This is a genomic window from Rhodanobacter koreensis, assembly GCF_054782855.1.
The window spans coordinates 1070526-1090137 of record NZ_BAAGRR010000002.1 but is presented as its reverse complement, the minus strand read 5'-3'; the positions used below and the strand labels follow the sequence as shown (position 1 = coordinate 1090137).

Here is a 19612-nt window from a genome sequence, read left to right as displayed (position 1 = left end):
TCGTCATCCCGGCGAAGGCCGGGATCGCTTCGACGCGGCCGTGTTGGAAAAGCGATCCCGGCCTTCGCCGGGATGACCATATGAGGGGTGGAATGTTAACGGTCGCGACTGCTGCCGCGATTCAGACCTCGAGCGTCGCCAGATCGCCTTTCTCTTCCAGCCATGCCTTGCGGTCACCGGCGCGCTTCTTGGCCAGCAGCATGTCCATCAGTTTCGCAGTACCGTCGTCGTCGCCGATGGTCAGTTGCACCAGCCGACGCGTATCCGGGTGGATGGTCGATTCGCGCAACTGCGGCGGGTTCATCTCGCCCAGGCCCTTGAAACGGGTGGTGCTGACCGCGCCCTTGATCTTCTCGCGCTCGATCCGCTGCAGCATCGCTTCCTTCTCGCTCTCGTCGAGGCAGTAGAACACCTGCTTGCCGACATCGACGCGGAACAGCGGCGGCATCGCCACGAACACGTGGCCTTCGCTGACCAGGGTCGGGAAATGTCTCAGGAATAGCGCGCTCAGCAAGGTGGCGATGTGCAAGCCATCGGAATCGGCATCGGCGAGGATGATCACCTTGCCGTAGCGAAGACCGGACAGATCGTCCTTGCCGGGGTCGCAACCGATCGCCACGGCGAGGTTGTGCACTTCTTCCGACGCCAGCACCGAGGTCGACTCGACTTCCCAGGTGTTGAGGATCTTGCCGCGCAGCGGCAGGATCGCCTGGAACTCCTTGTCGCGTGCCTGCTTGGCGCTGCCACCGGCGGAGTCGCCCTCGACCAGGAACAGTTCCGTGCGGGTGAGATCGGTCGCGGTGCAGTCGGCCAGCTTGCCGGGCAGTTGCGGGCCCTGGGTGATCTTCTTGCGCACGATCTGCTTGGCCGCCTTCAGCCGTGCGCTGGCGCGCTCGATCGCCAGTTGGGCAATCCGCTCGCCCATGTCCACATGCTGGTTGAGCCACAGGCTGAAGGCGTCGTGGATGACGTTCTCGACCATGCCGGCGGTCTGCCGCGAAGACAGTCGCTCCTTGGTCTGGCCGGCGAACTGCGGGTCCTGCAGCTTGGCCGACAGCACGAAGGCGAGCCGTTCCCACACATCTTCCGGTGCCAGTTTGACGCTGCGCGGCAGCAGGTTACGGATCTCGCAGAACTCGCGGATCGCGGTGGTCAGGCCAGTGCGCAAACCGTTGACGTGGGTGCCACCCTGCGCGGTGGGGATCAGGTTGACGTAGCTCTCCTGCACCAGTTCGCCTTCCGGCAACCAGGCGAGTGCTACTTCCAGACCTTCCACGTCGCGCGCCATGTGATGCACGAACAGCTCGTTCGGCAACGCCTCGCTGCCGTCGAGTTCACCACGCAGGTAATCGCGCAGACCATCCTCGTAATGCCACTCGGTCGTTTCGCCACTGGCTGCGTCGGTGAGCTTCACGTTGAGGCCGGCGCACAGCACGGCCTTGGCACGCAACAGATGCTTGAGTTTCGGCAGCGAGATCTTAGGCGAGTCGAAATACTTCGCCTCCGGCCAGAAGCGCAAGGTGGTGCCGCTGCGCTTCTTCGGTACCGTGCCGATCACTTCCAGCGGGCTGATCTTGTCGCCGTGCGCGAACACCATCTGGTATTCGGAGCCATCGCGGCGGATCGTCACTTCGACCCGGTCGGACAACGCATTGACCACCGAGACGCCGACGCCATGCAGGCCGCCGGAGAAGTTGTAGTTCTTGCCGCTGAACTTACCGCCGGCGTGCAGCCGGGTCATGATCAGCTCGACGCCCGAGACGCCTTCCTCGGGGTGGATGTCCACCGGCATACCGCGGCCGTCGTCGCTCACTTCCACCGAGCCGTCGTCGTGCAGCATGACCTCGATCGAGCTGGCGTGGCCGGCCAGCGCCTCGTCCACCGAGTTGTCGACCACCTCCTGCACCAGATGGTTCGGGCGGGTGGTGTCGGTGTACATGCCGGGGCGGCGTTTGACCGGATCCAGGCCGGAGAGGACTTCGATATCGGCGGCGTTGTAGCGACTGCTCATGCGTGTGTTTCGATCCAGACAAGACGGCAAAGCATGGGGTGCGCGGGCAGGCAGGGTCAAGCCGATCAGCGATAACCCTGCGCCTGCAGCGAGAACAGGTGCGCATAGTGGCCGTCCTGCGCCATCAACTGTTCATGGCTGCCGTGCTCGACGATCCGACCGTCCTGGATCACGATGATCTGGTCGGCCATGCGTACGGTGGAGAAGCGGTGCGAGATCAGGATCGCGATGCGGTTGCCGGCCAGGTCGCGGAAGTGTTCGAAGATGTTCGCCTCGGCCTGGGCGTCCATCGCCGCGGTGGGTTCGTCCAGCACCAGGATGTCCGCGCGCGAGCGCATGAAGGCACGCGCCAGCGCGATCTTCTGCCACTGTCCGCCCGACAGTTCACGCCCTTCGCGGAACCACTTGCCGAGCTGGGTGTTGAAGCCGGACGGCAGGCCATCGATGAATTCGCTGGCCATGCCCTTGTCGCTGGCCTCGCGCCAGCGCGCCTCGTCCTCGAAATGGCTGACGTCGCCGGCGCCGACGTTCTCGCCGACGCGCATCTGGTAGCGCGCGAAATCCTGGAAGATCACGCCGATACGCTGCAGCAGGGTGCTTTCGTCCCAGTCGCGCAGGTCGGTGCCGTCGAGCAGGATGCGGCCGCTGTCGGGCGAGTACAGCCGCGTCAGCAGCTTGATCAGGGTGGTCTTGCCGGAGCCGTTCTGGCCGACCAGGGCCAGCGATTCGCCGGGACGGATATGCAGGTTGATGTCGTGCAGTGCCGGCTCACTGGCGCCGGGATAAGTGAAGCTGACCTGTTCGAAGCGGATGCCGTCGTCTGGCTTTGCGCCGCGCTGGGCCGTGCCCTGCGACGGTGGTACCGGCGTTTCCAGATACTCGTACAGGGTCGACAGATACAGGTTGTCCTCGTACATGCCGCCGATCGCCGACAGCATCGCCGAGACCGCCGACTGGCCTTGCCGGAACAGCGACAGGTACATCGTCATCTGACCCAGCGTGATGCGCCCGATCACCGTGGTCATGGCGATCCACGCATAGGCACCGTACAGCGTGATCGTGCCCAGCAGGCCGAGTCCGAAGCCCCAGCTTTCGCGGCGGACGGTCAGGTCGCGATCCTCGCCGTAGAGCTTGTCGAAGATGTCGCGATAGCGATCCAGCAGCAGCGGGCCAAGCTCGTACAGCTTGACCTCCTTGGCGTGGTCCTCGCGCGCGAGCACGGTTTCCAGATACAGCTGCATGCGCGTTTCTGGCGAACGCCAGCGGAACAGCCGGAATGCGTCGCCGGAAAACTTGGTTTCGGACAGGAACGAGGGCAATCCGGCCAGCAGCAGCACCGCCACCGCCCATGGCGAGAAATGGAACAGCAAGGTGCCGTAGCTGATCAGCGAGATCGCGTTCTGGCCCAGGCCGAACGTGCGGGTGACCAGCGACAGTGGTCGGGTCGACGCCTCGCGGCGGGCGCGAGTGAGCTTGTCGTAGAACTCGGAGTCCTCGAAATGCGCCAGTTCCAGCGTCAGCGCCTTCTCCAGGATCATCACGTTGACGCGTTGTCCCAGCTGCGCGCGCAGCAGCGACTGGCACATCGACAGGCCGCGCTGCGCTCCGGCGAGGGCTGCCACCAGGATGCCTTCCAGCGCCACCCACTGGAACACCGATATCAGCGGCGCATGGCCGTTGTTTGCCCACTGGCGGCTTGCGCTGACCACCGCGTCGACGATATGCGCGCCGACATAGGCCACGCCGGCGGGCAACAGACCGGCAATCAGCGTCAGCAACGCCAGCGCGACGGTCAACGGGCGGCTGGTGCTCCACACCAGTTCCAGCGCGCGCCCGCTGTAGCGGAACACACCCAGGAAGCTGCGGGTGAGTTCGGTGGATTCAGTCGGCGGTGAATGAGCGTGGGGCGGCACGTGGGGAGATCGTCAGGCCAGCAGCGTCAAAGGCGCAGAACTCCCCAGATGGGGGTCGTGCCGCCCCATGCAAGGTGGCAAGTCGGAGCTGGAACAGCGAAGCTGATCAATCCAGCGTCTTAAGTGACTGGCAACGGCACTGGATCCCAGCTCTTGCCCCCTGTTTGGGGTTCGCTGGGATGACGGGTTATTCAGACCATCCTTTGCGGGCTGAGTCCATGATCAGTGCAACTGGACATCCACGATTTGTCGATCCGGCTGGTACAGCGCCGGAAACAGCTGCTGCAGGTGTGCCACCTTCGGCGCGTCGTTGATCACGATGTACGGATTGTCCGGATGCTGGCTGAAATAATGCTGGTGATAAGCCTCGGCGGGATAGAACCCCTTGAGCGGCACGACCTGGGTCACGATCGGTGCCGGGAAGGATTTCGCTGCTGTCAGTTGCGCGATGTAGTCGGTGGCGATCTGCTTCTGCTCGTCGTTGCCGTAGAAGATCACCGAACGGTATTGCGTGCCGCTGTCCGGGCCTTGCCGGTTGAGTTCGGTGGGGTCGAGCGCGACCGAGAAGAACACCTGCAGCAAGGTGCCGTAGCTGACCTGTTGCGGATCAAACCGTACCTTTACCGATTCGGCATGGCCGGTGTTGCCATCGCTGACCTCGTCGTAATGCGCCGTGTCGGCGTTGCCGCCCGAATAACCGGCAGTCGCCTGATGCACACCCTTGATATGTTCGAACACTGCCTCGATGCCCCAGAAGCAGCCGCCGGCGAACACGGCAACCTGGTCGCCGTGTGCAGTGGCCTTCGGAGCGTCCATCCTTGGTGCTGGCAACACCATCGCGTCACGGGCAGCCACCGGCTGGCATGCGCTCACGGCAAGTACCGACAGGGCGACAAGCGGAAGGATCTGGAAACGGATGCGGCGAATCATGGTGTGCCTCGCTGACGGTGGCTGCGGGCTGCGCCCGGTTACCTGTTCTTCGCTGGCTGCCTGTTGCGGGTTACCTGCATACCGTCAGCCGCGCCGGTACCATCGTCATATACGACTCAAGCGGAGCACGAGATGCACGGTTCCATCGATCTGGATGCTTACTTTCGGCGCATCGGCCTGAATGGCCACGTTGCACCCGACCTGCCGACGTTGCGTGCACTGGTCGCGGCCCACGTGGCCAGCATTCCGTTCGAGAATCTCAACCCGCTGTTCGGCCTGTCGGTCGAGCTGGAGCTGGCGGCGCTGGAGAGGAAGCTGGTGCACGACGGCCGCGGCGGTTACTGCTTCGAGCAGAACCTGTTGTTCGCCGCGGTGCTGCGGACGATCGGTTTCGAGGTGTCGGGATTGATCGCCCGCGTGCTGTGGCGGCAGCCGGAGGATGCAGTGACCGCGCAGACCCATATGCTGCTGCGTATCGAGCTGGGCGGCGAGAGCTGGCTGGCCGATGTCGGCTTTGGCGGCCAGGTGCTTACCGGTGCCTTGCGTCTGCAGGCCGACATCGAGCAGGACACCGGACATGAGCCGTTCCGGCTGGTCATGGTGGATGGCGACTGGCGCATGCAGGCCTTGATGCATGGGCAGTGGCTGTCGCTGTACCGCTTTGACCTGCGGCCCAGCCAGCCGGTCGATTACGTGGTGGCCAACCACTATGTGTCCACGCATCCGGCATCGCGCTTCGTGGGCAACCTGATCGCGGCCCGCACCACCGCCGACCGGCGCCTGAGCCTGCTCAACCGCGAGTTCACCGTGCGTCGGCTGGATCGTGAGCCCGAGCGGCATGCCTTGCGCGACAGTGCAGAGATACGTCGCGTGCTGGAGCAGGAATTCCTGCTGCGGGTGCCGGATTTCGCCGGCTTCGATCAGCGGCTGGACAGCCTGCCGCAATGATCCGTCTGAGCAGTCGGCCTGCTCAGCGCGAATCGGGCAACACGTGGATTTCCACGTCGTCGAGGGTGGCGACCTGGCCTGCGTGGATCTTGCAGGTCTTGCGCAGTTCGGTGACGCCATCGACCTTGACCGCACCGGTGGCGACGATCGCCTTGCCGGCACCGCCGCTGTCGCACAGGCCGACCAGCTTGAGCAGCATGTTGAGCTCGACGTAGTCGCCTTCCAGTTCGAATTCGATGGTTTGCATGATGTTCCGGGGTGGCTGAGGTGGCCTGGTTTCAGGAGGCGGCGTGGCTGCTGTCGAGCGCATCGTCGGGTAGCGCGAGAAACGCAAACCAAGGTGTCTCGTGCTCGCTGCCGAATGTCGCAGCATCGTCGAGGATGCCCAGCAGGATGTCATAGTCGGCCTCGGCGGCCCGGCGCAGTTCGTCGACATGATCGAACAGCAGCACATGCCCCCAGGCCGGTATCCAGTGCAGATCGCGCAGGCAGTCGGCCAGTGCGTCCCAGTTGTAGCCGAACGTGGCAGGCAGCCGCAGCGATACCGCAAGGCGTTGCAGCAATTCATCCTTGTCGTGGCAGCCGGTCAGATCCGTGCGGCTGACATGCAGATCGTCGCGAAGCGCGGTCCTGGCCAGACGATCGAGATCGCCGGCGCCGACGAAATACACGCCGTTCTGGGTTGGTCGGGTCAGGTCCGGATCGAGGCCGTGTGTGCTCACGGGCTGACCTTGAAGCTGCGGAAGCTGTGGTAGTGGTCGTCGGTGTAGTAGTAGATGTCGGGCGGCGTGCCGCCGGTGATGATGCGCCGTGCGCCGCGATTGCCTGCGCCGGGCGTCTCCACCGTGTATTCGTGGTAATAGCCACGCGGCTGTTCCGGCAGCAGGTGTTCGTAGTTGCCGAACACTACGCCGTCCTGGCTGTGCGGAAAGGGTCCGCCATGGGCTATCAGGGCCAGCGTGTCGCGCGCTTCGGGCGGCAGGTATGCCGGCAGTGCGGATGCGGTGCCATTGCCGGCCGGCGAGGTTGCAACCGGATTGGTCGGTCCGAGTTGCGATGGCACATGCCGGTGCCACCACATCATGACGAGCACCAGCACGGCAAGCAGGATCAGATGGGGAAGTCGGCGCATGCGGATGGCTGGCGTGAGGGTGCAGGGCAGAGCTTAGTGCAGGCCATGCCCACGGGTAAGTCCGGGAGCAGCAGCGGGCACGAGTGCAGGATGGTCGCGTTACCGGCTCTTTTCGCCATCGGCTGGGCCGGCAGCGGACGGTTCGCGGGATTCAGTGGTTGCCGTCGATGCGCGACTGCAGTGCCATCGCAGCAGCCGGATTGCGATGCTTGGCGCTGCTGATGAAGAACACGAAGACATCGCGGGGTTGCACCGCCGGTTGCAATGCGGCTGCATGGGGCAATTCGGCGATGTCGGCGCCTGCGGCCCAGCCTTGCGCGTGTTCGGCCCAGCGATCGAGGGCTGCGGGAGCATAGCCGGCGGGCATGTCGTCGGCGCTGCGCATCAGGCGTGCGTAGGTGAAGTCTCCGGTGAGGTCGGCCAGTGAGGGGTAATCGGGCGAATCGGTGAACACCGTCGGCACGCCATGCGCTCGTGCCAACGTTACATAGCGCTCGCCCAGGAAGCTGGGGTGGCGCACTTCCAGCACGTGGCGCAGCGGCTGCCCATCCAGTTCGCGTGGCAACGCGTCCAGAAAGGCGGCCAGATCGTCGGCGTCGAACGGTCGCGACGGTGGCAGTTGCCACAGGATCGGGCCCAGCCGGTCGCCCATTTCGGCAAGGCCGCCGTGCACGAAACCGCCGATGCCCTTGCCGGTTTCAGCCAGCCGCCTGCCTTCGGTGATGTAGCGCGGAGCCTTCAGCGAGAACACGAAACCTGCAGGCGTCTCCGCGGCCCATTTCGCGTAGGTCGCCGGCTTCTGCGCGCCGTAGTAGGTGCCGTTGATCTCGATCGCGCGCAGCTGGCGGCTGGCGTATTCCAGTTCACGCCGCTGCACCAGCCCGGCGGGGTAGAAGTTGTTGCGCCACGGCGCATAGTTCCAGCCGCCGATGCCGACGCGGATGCGCTGGCAGTCAGGGGCTGGCTGGTTGGCAAACAGGTCGGCTGGCATCGGGTAGGTCGTGCATGACGTGGGCGGTGCCTCATCTTAGCCGCCTGCAGGCTGTTGGCCGGAATGGCGTGGCGGGACGGGCCGCATGCTCGTTCAAGCTTGCGTGACTTCCAGCGCTGGTGTCGTGCGTGGTTTGTCGCGATAGTGGCGCGGTTGCCATATCAGCGGAGCCTTCGATGTCCCAGCGATCCCTTTCCTTGCGCCTCGTGGGTTGTTGCGCGCTGCTCGTGTTTGCCGGCAGCGCGGGGGCGCAGGCGCCGGCAGCGAAATCCTCTTCATTGCCGTTCAGTACGCACGACATCGTGCGGCCACTGCTGCCGGCCCAGCTGCAGGATTTTGCTGCCTACGTCGACAGCGCACGCAAGACTTTCGACGTGCCGGGTATCGCGGTGGCGATCGTCAAGGACGGCAAGGTGGTGATGGAGCAGGGCTTTGGCCTGCGCGAGATCGGCAAGCCGGACAAGGTCGACGCACACACGCTGTTCGCGATCGCCTCCAACACCAAGGCGTTCACCGCCGCGTCGCTGCAGCAGCTGGCCGAGGCCGGCAAGCTGAAGATGGACGACCGGGTGATCGACCACCTGCCGTGGTTCCGCATGTCCGACCCGTACGTCACGCACGAGATGCGCATCCGCGACCTGCTGGCGCATCGTAGCGGCCTCTCGCTCGGTGCAGGCGACCTGCTGTACTGGCCGCCGACTTCGTATACGACGAAGGAAGTGGTCGAGCGGCTGCGCAACGTGCCCATCAAGAATGGCTTCCGCAGCGGCTATGCCTACGACAACATCCTGTTCGCGGTGGCCACCCTGGTCATCGAGCAGGCCTCGGGCCAGAGCTATGCCGACTATGTGCGCGAGCACATCTTCCAACCGGTCGGCATGGATGAATCGCTGATCGACAAGACCTACCTCAAACCCGGCATGGATGTGGCGATCGGCCATGCCAAGGCCAATTTCAAGGATCTCGAACCGGTGCCGCCGATGGCCTGGCTCAACGATCCCGGCGCCGGTGGCATCTATGCCAGCGTGCATGACCTGGCCAAGTGGATGAACGTGCAGCTGGCCGGCGGCGTATTGCCGACCGCTGGTCCGGATGGCAAGCCGGCGCGGCTGTTCTCCGCGGACAGCCAGCGACAGATGTGGTCGATGCTGACGCCGATCACCATCGGCAAGCCGCCGATTCCCGAGCTGGCACCCGTGATGCCGCATTTCTACGGCTACGGCGAGAGCTGGTTCCTGTCGGACTATCGTGGCCAGCGGCTGGTCTGGCATACCGGCGGTTGGCCGGGCATGGTTTCACGCGTGACGCTGGTTCCCGAGTTGCATCTGGGCGTGGTGGTGCTGACCAACCAGGAATCCGGCGCTGCATTCAATGCAGTGACTTACCGCGTGCTCGACGCCTACCTGAATCCGGACCAGAAGACGGCGGCTTCATTGACGGATTGGGTGGCGGTGTACGACAAGGCGGTGAAGCTCGGCGAAGCCAAGGCCGACGACAGCCTGGCCAAGCATGAAGCCGCTCGCGACAAGAGCAGCAAGCCCTCGCTGCCATTGGCGCAGTACGCCGGTATCTACCGCGATCCGTGGTACGGCGACGTCATCATCAGTCACGAGAATGGCAAGCTGCGCCTGCGGTTCTCGAAGACTGCGCAACTGATCGGCACGATGACGCCGTGGCAACACGACACTTTCATCGTGCGCTGGGACGATCGCGCGCTCAACGCCGATGCGTTCGTCAACTTCAGCATGGATGTGGACGGCCATATCCGCGAGGTGCGCATGCAGCCGATGTCGCCACTGACCGATTTCAGCTTCGATTTCCAGGATCTGCGGCTGGCTCCGCTCAAACCGGTTGCCGAGGAAGAGTGATGATGAAGGGGCGTCCCGCGTACTCATTCGCGGGCGCATCCTCTGTTCGATACCGTGTTCCATAACCAGTGCCAGGGGGTGTGCATGTCGTGCCGTCGTCGTGTCCTGTCCAGCGTCACCCTGTTCGTGCTGCTGGCGGGGTGTCTGCCCGCATTTGCCTCGGAAGATGTCGCTGCGCTGATCAAGCGTCAATCGCAGGAGTTCTCCGATGCCTCGGCCAGCGGCAACGCTGCCGTGCTCGATCGTTATCTCGATGACCGTGTGACCTTCATGATCGAGGATGGCAGCGTGGTGTCGAAACACGACATCCTGGCCAGCGCCGGGCCGGCCTTGAAGGGCATGTCCAATCACCTCGTGCAAACCGACTTCAACGTCGAGGTCTACGGCACGGTGGCGGTGACCCGCTTCACCGACCAGTCCACCGTGAGCATGGCCGGGCAGGTATCGCATGCGAACTACCGCTCGACCGAGGTGTGGCTGAAAGAGGCCGCTGGCTGGCGCATGATCTCGAGCCAGACGATCGCGGTGCCGCAGGATCCACCGGGCATCGCGTTGCCGGTTACGGTGCTGGACGAATATGCGGGTACGTACAAGGCTGGCCCAGACCTCACCTTGGTGATCAGCCGACATGGCAACGAGCTCGTCGGCGCGTTGAATGGCGGCAAGCCGTACGCCGTGAAGGCGGAGGTTCGCGATGTGTTGTTCACGCCGGGCCAGCCGCGGTTGCGCAAAATCGTCCAACGCGATGCAGATGGCAAGGTCATCGGTATCATCAGCCGGCGTGACGGCCAAGATGCACTGGTGTTGAAGCGGGCAAGTTGAGTTGCAGGGTGGGACGTGCGCTGCGGCATCGGCCACGGCGCAGTCATTTCGAACATTCGGTCACCAGGGGAATTCTTGATGAACTACTGCCGTCACGCTGTTGCTGCGTTGCTGGGTCTTGGCTTGCTGTCCGGCGTTGCCCTCGCGCGGCAGGACACATCCGCCGTTCCCACCCATCGCTTCTTCCATGTGCAGCTTGGTGCAGCGTCGACACAGCCGACCTCGGGCCGACTGCTGTTGTTCGCGATCGACGCGAAGACCGCAGAGGCCGAAGCGAAGACTGAATCCGACGGCAAGAGCAGCATGGTCGAGGAGGTGGATGCCAACCCGTTCCGTGCCACTGAAACCAGCGTGGCCGCGCGTGAGGTAAGCCACTGGGTACCGGGGCAGAGCATCGATCTCGATGCCGACCGGCTGGCATTTCCGGCGGTCTATTCGCAGCTGCCGCCGGGCGATTACTACGTCCAGGCCGTGCTCGATGTCGATCACAGCTACAACTACACCGGACGTGGTGCCGGTGACCTTGTCAGCGAGGTGGTGAAAATCCATCTGCCGAGCGCCGGCATTCCCACGCTGACCTTGGCCCGGGCGTTGCCGGCACGCGATCCGTGGACGGCTTCAGCCTCAGCGCCGGCGGCCATGCATGAAGCGCTGGCCGCGGCGCGCCGGCACGCGACCCTGGTGGATTTCGTCAGCCCGTCGCTGAGTGCGTTCTGGGGTCGTCCGATCCATATGCACGGCTGGGTGCTGACGCCGCCGGGCTACGATGGCAAGGCCGCCACGCGCTATCCCACGGTGTATTACACGCAGGGATTCGGCGGCAACAACGATCGCGTGCTGGGACCGCTGTCCTATGTCGATGCGGCGATGGCGAAGGGCGAGATGCCGCCGATGATCTGGGTGTTCCTCGACGAATCGAGCCCGACCGGCACGCACGAGTTCGCCGACTCGGTGAACAACGGCCCGTGGGGCCACGCGCTTACCGAGGAGCTGATCCCCCAACTGGAATCGCAGTACCGGATGGATGGCCGTGCGAACGGACGCTTCCTCAACGGCCACTCCTCCGGCGGCTGGGCCACGCTGTGGCTGCAGACACGCTACCCGAAGATCTTCGGCGGTACCTGGTCGACCTCACCCGACCCCAGCGATTTCCACGATTTCACCGGCATCGACCTGTATGCGCCGAACGCCAACGCTTACCACCGGCCTGACGGCTCGGCGTATCCGCTGGTGCGCGATCACGCCAAGGTACTCGGCACGTTCGAGCAGTTCGCGAAACTCGAGCGTGTGCTCGGTTCCTATGGCGGCCAGCTGGCCTCGTTCGAGTGGGTGTTCTCGCCGCGCGGCAGCGACGGTCAGCCGGTGCCGATGTTCAACCGCGACACCGGTGCCGTCGATCCGGCAGTAGTGGCATGGTGGCGCGACCACTACGACATCGCGTATCGGTTGCAGCGCGACTGGCCGCAGCTCAAGGCGGACCTGGACGGCAAGATCCATCTGTACGTCGGCACGGCCGACACCTTTTATCTGGATGGTGCCGCGCACCGGTTGCAGGCGGTGCTGGACGGCCTGCATGCGAAGTCCGAATTCCACTTCCTGCCGAACCGTACGCACTTCGACCTGTATATGCAGGGCAAGGATCGTCAGGCCCTGCTCAAGCAGATCAGCTGGGCGATGTACGCGACCGCGCGACCGGATTCCACGCTGAAGGCGCCGGCAAGCGTGGCACCCTGATCCCGATGTCGGTGGATCATTGTTCGCAAGTTTATGCGACGCAGCCTTCCGCCAAATGAACGCGTGAACAGACCTACACCTCACCGTCACGCTTTTGCGGCATAGTCGTGCGGCAGGCATTGCCGTTGCGGGTGCCTGGGTGTCGTCGCAGGCAGTCGCATACCGCATCACGCGGAAGGCAACAGGCATGGGACCGACAAGGCGGAAGGGGTGGCCCGTCACAAGCAGATCGGCGTTACCCATTTCGCTATGCGAATTCACGTTGGAGGGAGTCCGAAGATGAAATCGTCAGCTTTGTTTGCCGTGGCACTGGCCTGTCTGTTCGCCGGTTCCGCCGTTTATGCGCAGCAGGCTTCCGCACCTGCTGGTTCCACCGGCCAGTGCAAGGATGGCAGCTACTCCAGTCAGGCCACCAAGAAAGGTGCGTGCAAGGGCCACAAGGGTGTGAAGGAGTGGTATGCCGCCGCGAGCACACCGGCAGCCGCAGCTGCACCCGCTGCCGCCGCCGCACCTGCCGCCGCTGCGGCACCGGCCGCGAACACCGCCATGAAGTCGTCCCACGCGATGCCGGCACCAGCGGCAACGCCTGCCGCGGGTGGTGGTGCGGGCCAGGTGTGGGTCAATACCGGTAGCAAGGGCAAGGCGTATCACTGCCAAGGCAGCAAGTGGTACGGCACCACCAAGCAGGGCAAGTACATGAGCGCATCGGACGCGCAGGCAGCGGGTTATCACGCAGCCAAAGGCGAGAAGTGTTCGTAACCCGCGGTTTCGACCGCTAGGTATCAACAAAGGGCCGGTTCACACCGGCCCTTTGTTTTGCCTCATGACGCATGCCAGGGTGCTCCGGTCATGGTCTGGGTCAACGACAAGAGCAAGGTCTACCACTGCCCCAGCCACAAGTGTCCGTCGTATGCATGATCGAATGCGCGGACGCGGCATCACCATCCACGAAGGCTATCAACTCTAGCCGTGGTACTTCGTGCGTCATGTCCGTGGTCTTCACGACATGATCGATCACCTCTTTGCGCGAACGAACCTTCCAGCTCCGATCCGATACTGTATTTGGTCATACCGTGTTCCTCGAGTTTGAACACGGCGGATTCCGGTTTTCGCTTGAACTAAGTCGCACCGCGGCGTCGGCTTGGATGAATTGTCAGGTGCTACCAGCCGACCACTTCGTCAGTACCTCCGAAGATGGCAGGAACGCCTTTGAAGTGAGGTAGCTTGTCCATGACCGGAAGCCGCGCATACTGGCAGTGATTATGAAACTCCGGCTTGAATGCGCCCTCTGGAAGCAAGTTACCGCTCAGTCCGCGCATTCCAAGCCCCGAAGGTTCCCCGAAAAGCAGTGTCCCGCAGGTGGAGCAGCGAGTACGTGGAAGGGTTTTGTATGTCCACGTTGTGTGGCCATCTCCAGTAACCGTGATTGCTTCTGCTGGATAGAGCGCAATGGGTACATATGCTCCGCCCGTTACAGCTTGGCAGTCGTCGCAATGGCAGTAGAACTGGGCTACAGGTGCACCGCTGATTTGAAGCTGGACACTGCCACACCGGCACCTCAAGGTGATTGGTCTCATTGCGAACCTCTTCTTTGGACACTGATGGTGAGTGGTTGACGTTCAACACTCTGCTTCAGTTTTGAAGCCCGTAGTCGCGGGCCCGGCAGCACACGAGCAGTAAAGAAATTCCGTCTGGACATTTCGATGCCTTTCCTTGCGAATCCGTTGCGCCTAAGCTCATCGGATCACGTATCGTCAGAAGGTACGAAGCTTTAGCCATGACAAAGAGCAGAAGACTGTACGGTTGCCCGGTCGAGTTCGCGCTCGACATGCTCGGCGGCAAGTGGAAGACGGTGATCCTCGCGCGGATCAAGGAGGGACCGATGCGATATTCCGAGCTGCGCCGGGTGATTCCATCGCTGTCTGAAAAAATGTTGTCCCAGCGGCTCGGCGACCTGGTCGAGATTGGCTTCGTCAGCCTGGAAGTCGATGACGATGGAAAGGAGCGTTACGCGCTGACCAGTGTTGGCCGCGATCTCGCGAGCACGCTTCAGGCTCTCTACGATTGGGGTGATGCGCGCGGGCGAGCGATGGGTGTGAGGTATCGCCCCGATCCGGCGCGCCCGGCTTGATGCGACCGTCATGCTGTCGCTCCCGCAGAACTCACGGCGCGGCAGAAGCTCGCCGTATCCGTGACGACCGCTTCGCCGATGAATTCCAGAGTCGCGATTGAACGGTCGCGTGCAGCGGCATCGCCGAACCCGCATGCGTCATTGATCAGCACGGCCGTAAAGCCGTTGTCGGTGGCTTGACGAACGGTGGGTTCGATGCCGATCTCCATCGCGATTCCGGCAATGGCGATCGCGCGGATTCCGCAGTCATGCAGGGCAAAGGCCAGGGCAGTGGAATCGAACGCCGACATGGTGAGCTTGTCGAACACCGCCTCGTCGGGCAGTGGCGCCAATGCCGGAACGATTCCGGTGGCCTCGGCGTCGGGCGGGAACCACGATTCGATGGCGTCGGGATCTTCGTGCTGTTGCCATGCCATGGCGGTACGTAGCTGGGTCATTCCCATCCAACGGCGCGGCAGCGAGAGATGCCGGGTGAACGCTACCCGCATGCCTGCCGTTCGCGCGGCGTCGAGAGCGTTTGCCGTTCGTTCGATGATTGTTTCGGCGCCGGCAACCTGGCAGCAGATCCCCGCCTGCATGTCGTAGATGACCAGCGCCATGCGTTGCGGGTCGCACCATTCCGCCAAGGTTGTCGGAATATCGATGCCGCATCCGGACCGAATCATTTCGTTACGGTCCGATCCCAGGGCGTCGCGACGTCGACTGAAGAGTCGAAGAGGTATTCGAGAGGCAACGGTGCGTCGAACGCCAGGAAATGCCATTCCAGCAGCCCCGCCTTCGATAGCGGGAAATCTTCGGTGTAACGCTTCGCGTCTTCAACACTGTCGAGCTCGAAGACGATGATCACGCCACCGACATCTGCGCGGGCGTAGTTCTCGCGGACGATCCCGGCTTTCCACAGCCTCCACACATTCGACACTTCGTCTCGCAGATAGGGCTTCAGGTCTTCGATCGTCACTCCAGGCTTGAAGTTGTCAAAGGCGATTATCTTCACGGACTGCCTCCTGCCGAATGGGATGGCAGTAAAGGGCAGCACTTGGCGTGCGTCAACGCACCGTTTGGTGCGTTGCGTGTGTGTGCACGAAGAGCCCTTGTGCGATCTGGGCGTCGAGTATTCCCTTGTGGTCGGGCGAGGATATCGGATGATTCCGCAGCGGATAGACGGCGTTCGGACCGATGCGTCAGCGGAGTTGCAGCTCAGCTGCTTCCTCGATAGTTGCTCGTCCACGGCACAACGCGAGCCCGGCACGTCGTCCAGCTTGGCGAGAATCGCATCAGTTGCGAGTGCGTCGCGGCGGCTGCCCGTTGCTCAGGTTTCCTGCCACGGGTCGTAGCTGCCGAAGTACCACAGGTGGCCTTCCGGATCGTGGCAGCTGTAGCCGGCGCCGCCATAATCCTTCTCGGCATAGTCGTCTACGATCACCGCTCCGGCTGCCTTGGCCTGCAGGTAATGCGACTTGCAGTTGGCCACGATCACGCAGGCACATTGCGTTTCACGGCCGCCGATCTCGTCGGGCTGGGCGATATGCCGGCCGAAATCGTTGTCTCGCACTTCACCGAGCATGATCATGCCGTTGCCCAGAGTCAGTTGCGCATGTTCCACGCCGCCCTGGTCGTTTTCGTAGACGGCGTGCCTGGTGAATCCGAATGCCTTGCATAGCCATTCGATCGCGGCGTGTGCATCGCGGTAGCGCAGACACGGGATGATCGTGCTGCCTTGCTGTGGCGAAGGACCCATGATGAAGACTCCGGTGGGAACGGAACTGCAAGGCTAGCGCCATTGCCGGCTTGCGCGCAGCTCCTTCGCCAGGTCGCTCAATCCTGTTCGTCGTGGCTGTCGGGAAGCGGTGGCAAGTTGCGCACGATCATGCTCTGCGGGCTCGTCATCGGCAGCTTTGCTTCGCGCAGGCGTTCGAGCACTTCAAACAGCAGGTCGCTCTTCACGCCGCTGACCTCGCGTGGGCTGTTGACGTAGGCGGTGCAACTGAACAGCATCGTGCCGCCATCGAGGTTCTCCAGTTGCACGCTGGGCGCCGGCATGCCCAGCGTGCCGGGGTGCACGCGCAGCACCTCCAGGATCAGCTCGCGCGCCTTGCCCGCGTCGGTATCCAGCGGCATCGGCAGCTTGATCTGCACGCGACCCTGCGCGTTGGCCAGGGTCACGTTGCGCACGTTCGAGGTGATGAACTGCGAGTTCGGCACGATCATGGTCGAGCGGTCGCTCATCTGGATCTCGGTGGCGCGTACGTTGATGCGGCGGATATCACCCTCGACGCCGCCGATGCTGACCCAGTCGCCCACCTTCACCGGACGTTCGGCGAGCAGGATCAGGCCGGAGATAAAGTTCTGCACGATTGCCTGCAGACCGAAGCCGATACCTACCGACAGCGCGCTGGCCATCCAGGCGATGCTTTGCAGGTCCACACCCAGATCGGCCAGGGCCAGTCCGAACACCAGCACGCCGCCGACGTAGCCGAGCAGGGTGACCATCGAGTTCTGCATGCCGGGATCGAGCGAGGTCTTCGGCAGCAGTTGCTCGCTCAGCCAGTTCTTGATCACGTGCAGCACGATCATGCCGAGCGCGAACAGCAGCGCGGCGCCGAAAATGGCTCCCGGCACGATCTTGAGCTTGCCCAGCGAAGCACCCGACAGCAAGCCGCCCACGCGGCCTGCCAGTTCCTGCGGGCCGGCACCGAACGGTGCAAGCACGAACGCCACGGCCAGGATCAGCAGGGCCGCCCGAGTGATGCCGGACAACAGCGTACCGGTCTGCTCCAGCGCGCTGGGGGGCAGCCCGAAGCTGCTCTGCATGCGCATGCCGGTGCGCCCCTTGGGTGCGAACACGGTGTCGAAGATGTCGTCGACCAGGTGCATCAGAAGGTACAGCGAAGTAAGGATCACCCCGACCCAAAGCATCTGCCGTGCGATGAAGAACGCGAAGGCGATGTAACCCGTGGTCACGCCGAGCAGGGTGATGCCCACACAGACGAAGGCTGCCCCCACCACCAGACCGACCCACAGCGGACGCCGTTCGGGCAGTTCGCCGGCGGCCAGTATGGCGCGGCGTGACTGACCCAGGCGCAGCAGGGCACTGCCCACCAGCAGCCCGATCAACAAGGAGAGCAGCCCGCGCGTCGTCACCGTGGTCGCGAGGCTGGCACCGATCGCGTTGTTGATGCTTTCGATGACGCCAAGCAGCAGGGCAGCAGCACCCAGCAGCCAGGGAAACGCGCGCAACCGCTGCGCCGCGTCATCGGAGAGGGCAGGCAATCGCCATGACGGACGTTTGTTGGACAACATGGCGCGACCGAGGCCGGTCATGAAGGCAGCGAACGTGACCAGCCGCACCATCTTGCGCGTCAGGTCGTCCAGGTCTTCGTCCAGCAGCTCGTTCCAATTCAGCGCGAGATAGGCGAAGTGCGCTGCCAGCCCGATCGCCAGCGTATAGGCCAGTGTCACCGCGACCGCCAGAGCGCTGCGTCGCAGCCGGCCGGCCGGCATGCGGTTGGCGGTCACGCTCACGAGTACACGTTCGACCAACCGGCGCCCCGCGGTGAGCAGCAGCACGGCGACGATCAGGCACAGTACGAACGGCGTACGGTTGGGTGGCTGCCAGGCTTGTTCGACGGCTGCCGCCACATCGCTGCCCAGTCGCGCGGCGTGGGTTGCGTCTCCGGGGAATGCCTTGACCGGGTCGGCCCAGAACGCACGGCTGAATGGTGTCGCGGTGCGTGAAGCGAGCTGGGTCTGGAACTGGTCTGCACGCAATTCGGCGACGTGTGCCGCGAGTTGGGTGGCCTCCGTGCTGAGCGAATTGGCCTGCTTGATCTGGCCGTCCAGGTCGCTCTTGGCCTTGCTCAGCTGCCGTCGTTGTGAACTGAGTTCGGCGGATTCGGCAGGCGCTCCCTTGGCGGGCGGAGGGCCGAGTACGTCCAGTCGGGCCTGCAGGCTGGCGGATTGCGGCGACAGCGTGGAGCCCAGCTGCTCCGCCTGCTGCTGTACCGCGAGCGCGCTGGTGCGCAGGTCGGACAGCGGCACATCGTCTTTCTTGGATTCCACCGTGGCCTTGATGCCGTCCAGCTGGGAGCGCAGCTGGGTGAGCGTTTGCGCCGGAGTCGGTGCTGGCGTCGCAGCGGCTGCAGTGGCATCGGGCGTGTCTTGCGCCAACAGGTTGCCGCTGGACACGGCCAGCAGCATGGCGAGGAAATAGCGGAACAGGGTAGGCATCCGTGGATGATCACGGCCTTGTCCGGACGGGTCAATCGAAATGACCTCTCCGGAGCGCGGGCTTTGACGCGGCGTTCAGGCTGCGCGATCCACGCTGAAGTGATGGAACCCCTGGATACAGGCAACGACGAGCGGCTGGCGTGGGACGGTGACGTGGCCCGCGCCCGGGCGCTGCAGACGGAACTGGCCCGGCGAGCGCGACTGCAGGACGACTATCCGCCACTGCGCATACTGGCCGGTGTTGACGTGGGCTTCGAAGCCGAAGGTGCGGTCACTCGCGCTGCGGCAGTGTTGCTGGATGCGAAGACCCTGCAAGTGCTGGCGGAGGTGGTCGCGCGACTGCCCACCCGCATGCCGTACATTCCCGGACTGCTCTCGTTTCGCGAGTTGCCGGCGGTGCTGCAGGCCTTGGCCCAACTGCCGCAGGTGCCCGACCTGATCTTCGTCGACGGGCAGGGCATTGCCCATCCACGTGGACTCGGCATCGCCGCGCACCTTGGCGTGATCAGCAACCTGCCGACCATCGGCGTGGCGAAATCGATCCTGGTAGGCCATCACGACGAAGTGGGGCCATGGCGCGGCGATCGTGCCGATCTCCGTTATCGGGGCAAGACCATCGGTACCGTGCTGCGCAGCAAGGATCGCATCAAGCCGCTGATCGTTTCGCCCGGACATCGGGTAAGTATGGTCAGCGCGCCACGGCTCGTACTGGCCTGCTGCACGCGCTACAGGCTACCTGAACCGACACGGCTGGCGGATCGGCTCGCGTCGCGGCGTGATGGGCAGAAGTTACAAAGTCTTGATCTGGATTTTGGCGGCAACTAGGCTGCTCCGCTCTCGGGCATGGCATGCTCACCGTTCCGCTGGTGTGCTTCAAGCACCATGCCCGCAGGAATGACTGGAAC

General features: G+C 63.7%; 19 protein-coding genes. 7 read left to right on the top strand and 12 right to left on the bottom strand.

The window, feature by feature from the left end; genetic code table 11:
- Window positions 1–121: 121 nt before the first annotated feature.
- From parE to msrA, 3 genes are all read right to left on the bottom strand, one after another.
- Window positions 122–2011, bottom strand: a complete 1890-nt coding sequence (gene parE, locus ACYVKM_RS10700) for a DNA topoisomerase IV subunit B (RefSeq protein ID WP_460877566.1) — start codon at window positions 2009–2011, stop codon at window positions 122–124.
- A gap of 65 nt (window positions 2012–2076) precedes the next feature.
- The gene (locus ACYVKM_RS10695; protein WP_460877565.1) at window positions 2077–3924 is read right to left on the bottom strand and encodes an ABC transporter ATP-binding protein; all 1848 of its coding nucleotides are present in this window, start codon (window positions 3922–3924) and stop codon (window positions 2077–2079) included.
- A 222-nt stretch (window positions 3925–4146) separates the two neighbouring features.
- Complete coding sequence (msrA, locus tag ACYVKM_RS10690) at window positions 4147–4854, bottom strand: peptide-methionine (S)-S-oxide reductase MsrA (protein WP_460877564.1); 708 nt, start codon at window positions 4852–4854, stop codon at window positions 4147–4149.
- Window positions 4855–4986: 132 nt separating this feature from the next.
- Between msrA and ACYVKM_RS10685 the strand changes: the two genes are divergently transcribed.
- Window positions 4987–5802, top strand: a complete 816-nt coding sequence (locus tag ACYVKM_RS10685; RefSeq protein WP_460877563.1) for an arylamine N-acetyltransferase family protein — start codon at window positions 4987–4989, stop codon at window positions 5800–5802.
- 22 nt (window positions 5803–5824) lie between these two features.
- Here the strand turns inward: ACYVKM_RS10685 and ACYVKM_RS10680 are convergent, their stop codons facing one another.
- The 4 genes from ACYVKM_RS10680 to ACYVKM_RS10665 form a co-directional block, all read right to left on the bottom strand.
- Window positions 5825–6049 (bottom strand): RNA-binding S4 domain-containing protein, encoded by a 225-nt coding sequence (locus ACYVKM_RS10680; RefSeq protein WP_460877562.1) that lies wholly within the window; start codon window positions 6047–6049, stop codon window positions 5825–5827.
- A 31-nt stretch (window positions 6050–6080) separates the two neighbouring features.
- Window positions 6081–6524: a barstar family protein gene (locus tag ACYVKM_RS10675; protein WP_460877561.1), complete on the bottom strand. Its 444-nt coding sequence runs from the start codon at window positions 6522–6524 to the stop codon at window positions 6081–6083.
- Complete coding sequence (locus ACYVKM_RS10670) at window positions 6521–6934, bottom strand: guanyl-specific ribonuclease (RefSeq protein ID WP_460877560.1); 414 nt, start codon at window positions 6932–6934, stop codon at window positions 6521–6523. Before ACYVKM_RS10670 ends, ACYVKM_RS10675 begins: the two co-directional genes overlap by 4 nt.
- A 151-nt stretch (window positions 6935–7085) precedes the next feature.
- Window positions 7086–7925: a DUF72 domain-containing protein gene (locus ACYVKM_RS10665; RefSeq protein ID WP_460877559.1), complete on the bottom strand. Its 840-nt coding sequence runs from the start codon at window positions 7923–7925 to the stop codon at window positions 7086–7088.
- A 176-nt stretch (window positions 7926–8101) separates the two neighbouring features.
- Between ACYVKM_RS10665 and ACYVKM_RS10660 the strand changes: the two genes are divergently transcribed.
- The 4 genes from ACYVKM_RS10660 (at window position 8102) to ACYVKM_RS10645 (ending at window position 13108) form a co-directional block, all read left to right on the top strand.
- Window positions 8102–9793: a serine hydrolase gene (locus ACYVKM_RS10660; RefSeq protein ID WP_460877558.1), complete on the top strand. Its 1692-nt coding sequence runs from the start codon at window positions 8102–8104 to the stop codon at window positions 9791–9793.
- Window positions 9794–9877: 84 nt separating this feature from the next.
- Window positions 9878–10615 carry a nuclear transport factor 2 family protein gene (locus ACYVKM_RS10655; RefSeq protein WP_460877557.1) on the top strand — a complete coding sequence of 246 codons (738 nt, stop codon included), beginning with the start codon at window positions 9878–9880 and terminating at the stop codon, window positions 10613–10615.
- Between the two features lie 78 nt (window positions 10616–10693).
- Window positions 10694–12349 (top strand): alpha/beta hydrolase, encoded by a 1656-nt coding sequence (locus tag ACYVKM_RS10650; RefSeq protein WP_460877556.1) that lies wholly within the window; start codon window positions 10694–10696, stop codon window positions 12347–12349.
- Window positions 12350–12628: 279 nt separating this feature from the next.
- Window positions 12629–13108 (top strand): DUF3761 domain-containing protein, encoded by a 480-nt coding sequence (locus tag ACYVKM_RS10645; RefSeq protein ID WP_460877555.1) that lies wholly within the window; start codon window positions 12629–12631, stop codon window positions 13106–13108.
- A gap of 401 nt (window positions 13109–13509) precedes the next feature.
- Here the strand turns inward: ACYVKM_RS10645 and ACYVKM_RS10640 are convergent, their stop codons facing one another.
- On the bottom strand, window positions 13510–13926 hold the full coding sequence (locus ACYVKM_RS10640; protein WP_460877554.1) for a GFA family protein: 417 nt from the start codon (window positions 13924–13926) through the stop codon (window positions 13510–13512).
- A gap of 200 nt (window positions 13927–14126) precedes the next feature.
- On the opposite strand from ACYVKM_RS10640, the gene ACYVKM_RS10635 reads away from it, so the two are divergent.
- Window positions 14127–14480 carry a winged helix-turn-helix transcriptional regulator gene (locus ACYVKM_RS10635; protein ID WP_460877553.1) on the top strand — a complete coding sequence of 118 codons (354 nt, stop codon included), beginning with the start codon at window positions 14127–14129 and terminating at the stop codon, window positions 14478–14480.
- An 8-nt stretch (window positions 14481–14488) separates the two neighbouring features.
- Here ACYVKM_RS10635 and ACYVKM_RS10630 read toward each other — a convergent pair whose 3' ends face one another.
- The 4 genes from ACYVKM_RS10630 to ACYVKM_RS10615 form a co-directional block, all read right to left on the bottom strand.
- A complete protein-coding gene (locus ACYVKM_RS10630) occupies window positions 14489–15079 on the bottom strand; it encodes a cysteine hydrolase family protein (RefSeq protein ID WP_460877552.1) in 591 nt (196 codons plus the stop codon).
- A gap of 62 nt (window positions 15080–15141) precedes the next feature.
- Complete coding sequence (locus ACYVKM_RS10625; protein WP_460877551.1) at window positions 15142–15474, bottom strand: superoxide dismutase; 333 nt, start codon at window positions 15472–15474, stop codon at window positions 15142–15144.
- A gap of 315 nt (window positions 15475–15789) precedes the next feature.
- Entirely contained in the window at window positions 15790–16218 is a 429-nt protein-coding gene (locus ACYVKM_RS10620; protein WP_460877550.1) for a VOC family protein, read from the bottom strand.
- 77 nt (window positions 16219–16295) lie between these two features.
- Window positions 16296–18707 carry a DUF3772 domain-containing protein gene (locus tag ACYVKM_RS10615; protein WP_460877549.1) on the bottom strand — a complete coding sequence of 804 codons (2412 nt, stop codon included), beginning with the start codon at window positions 18705–18707 and terminating at the stop codon, window positions 16296–16298.
- A 102-nt stretch (window positions 18708–18809) separates the two neighbouring features.
- Here ACYVKM_RS10615 and nfi point away from each other — a divergent pair, with 102 nt between their 5' ends.
- Window positions 18810–19532, top strand: a complete 723-nt coding sequence (gene nfi / locus ACYVKM_RS10610; protein WP_460877548.1) for a deoxyribonuclease V — start codon at window positions 18810–18812, stop codon at window positions 19530–19532.
- Window positions 19533–19612 lie beyond the last annotated feature (80 nt).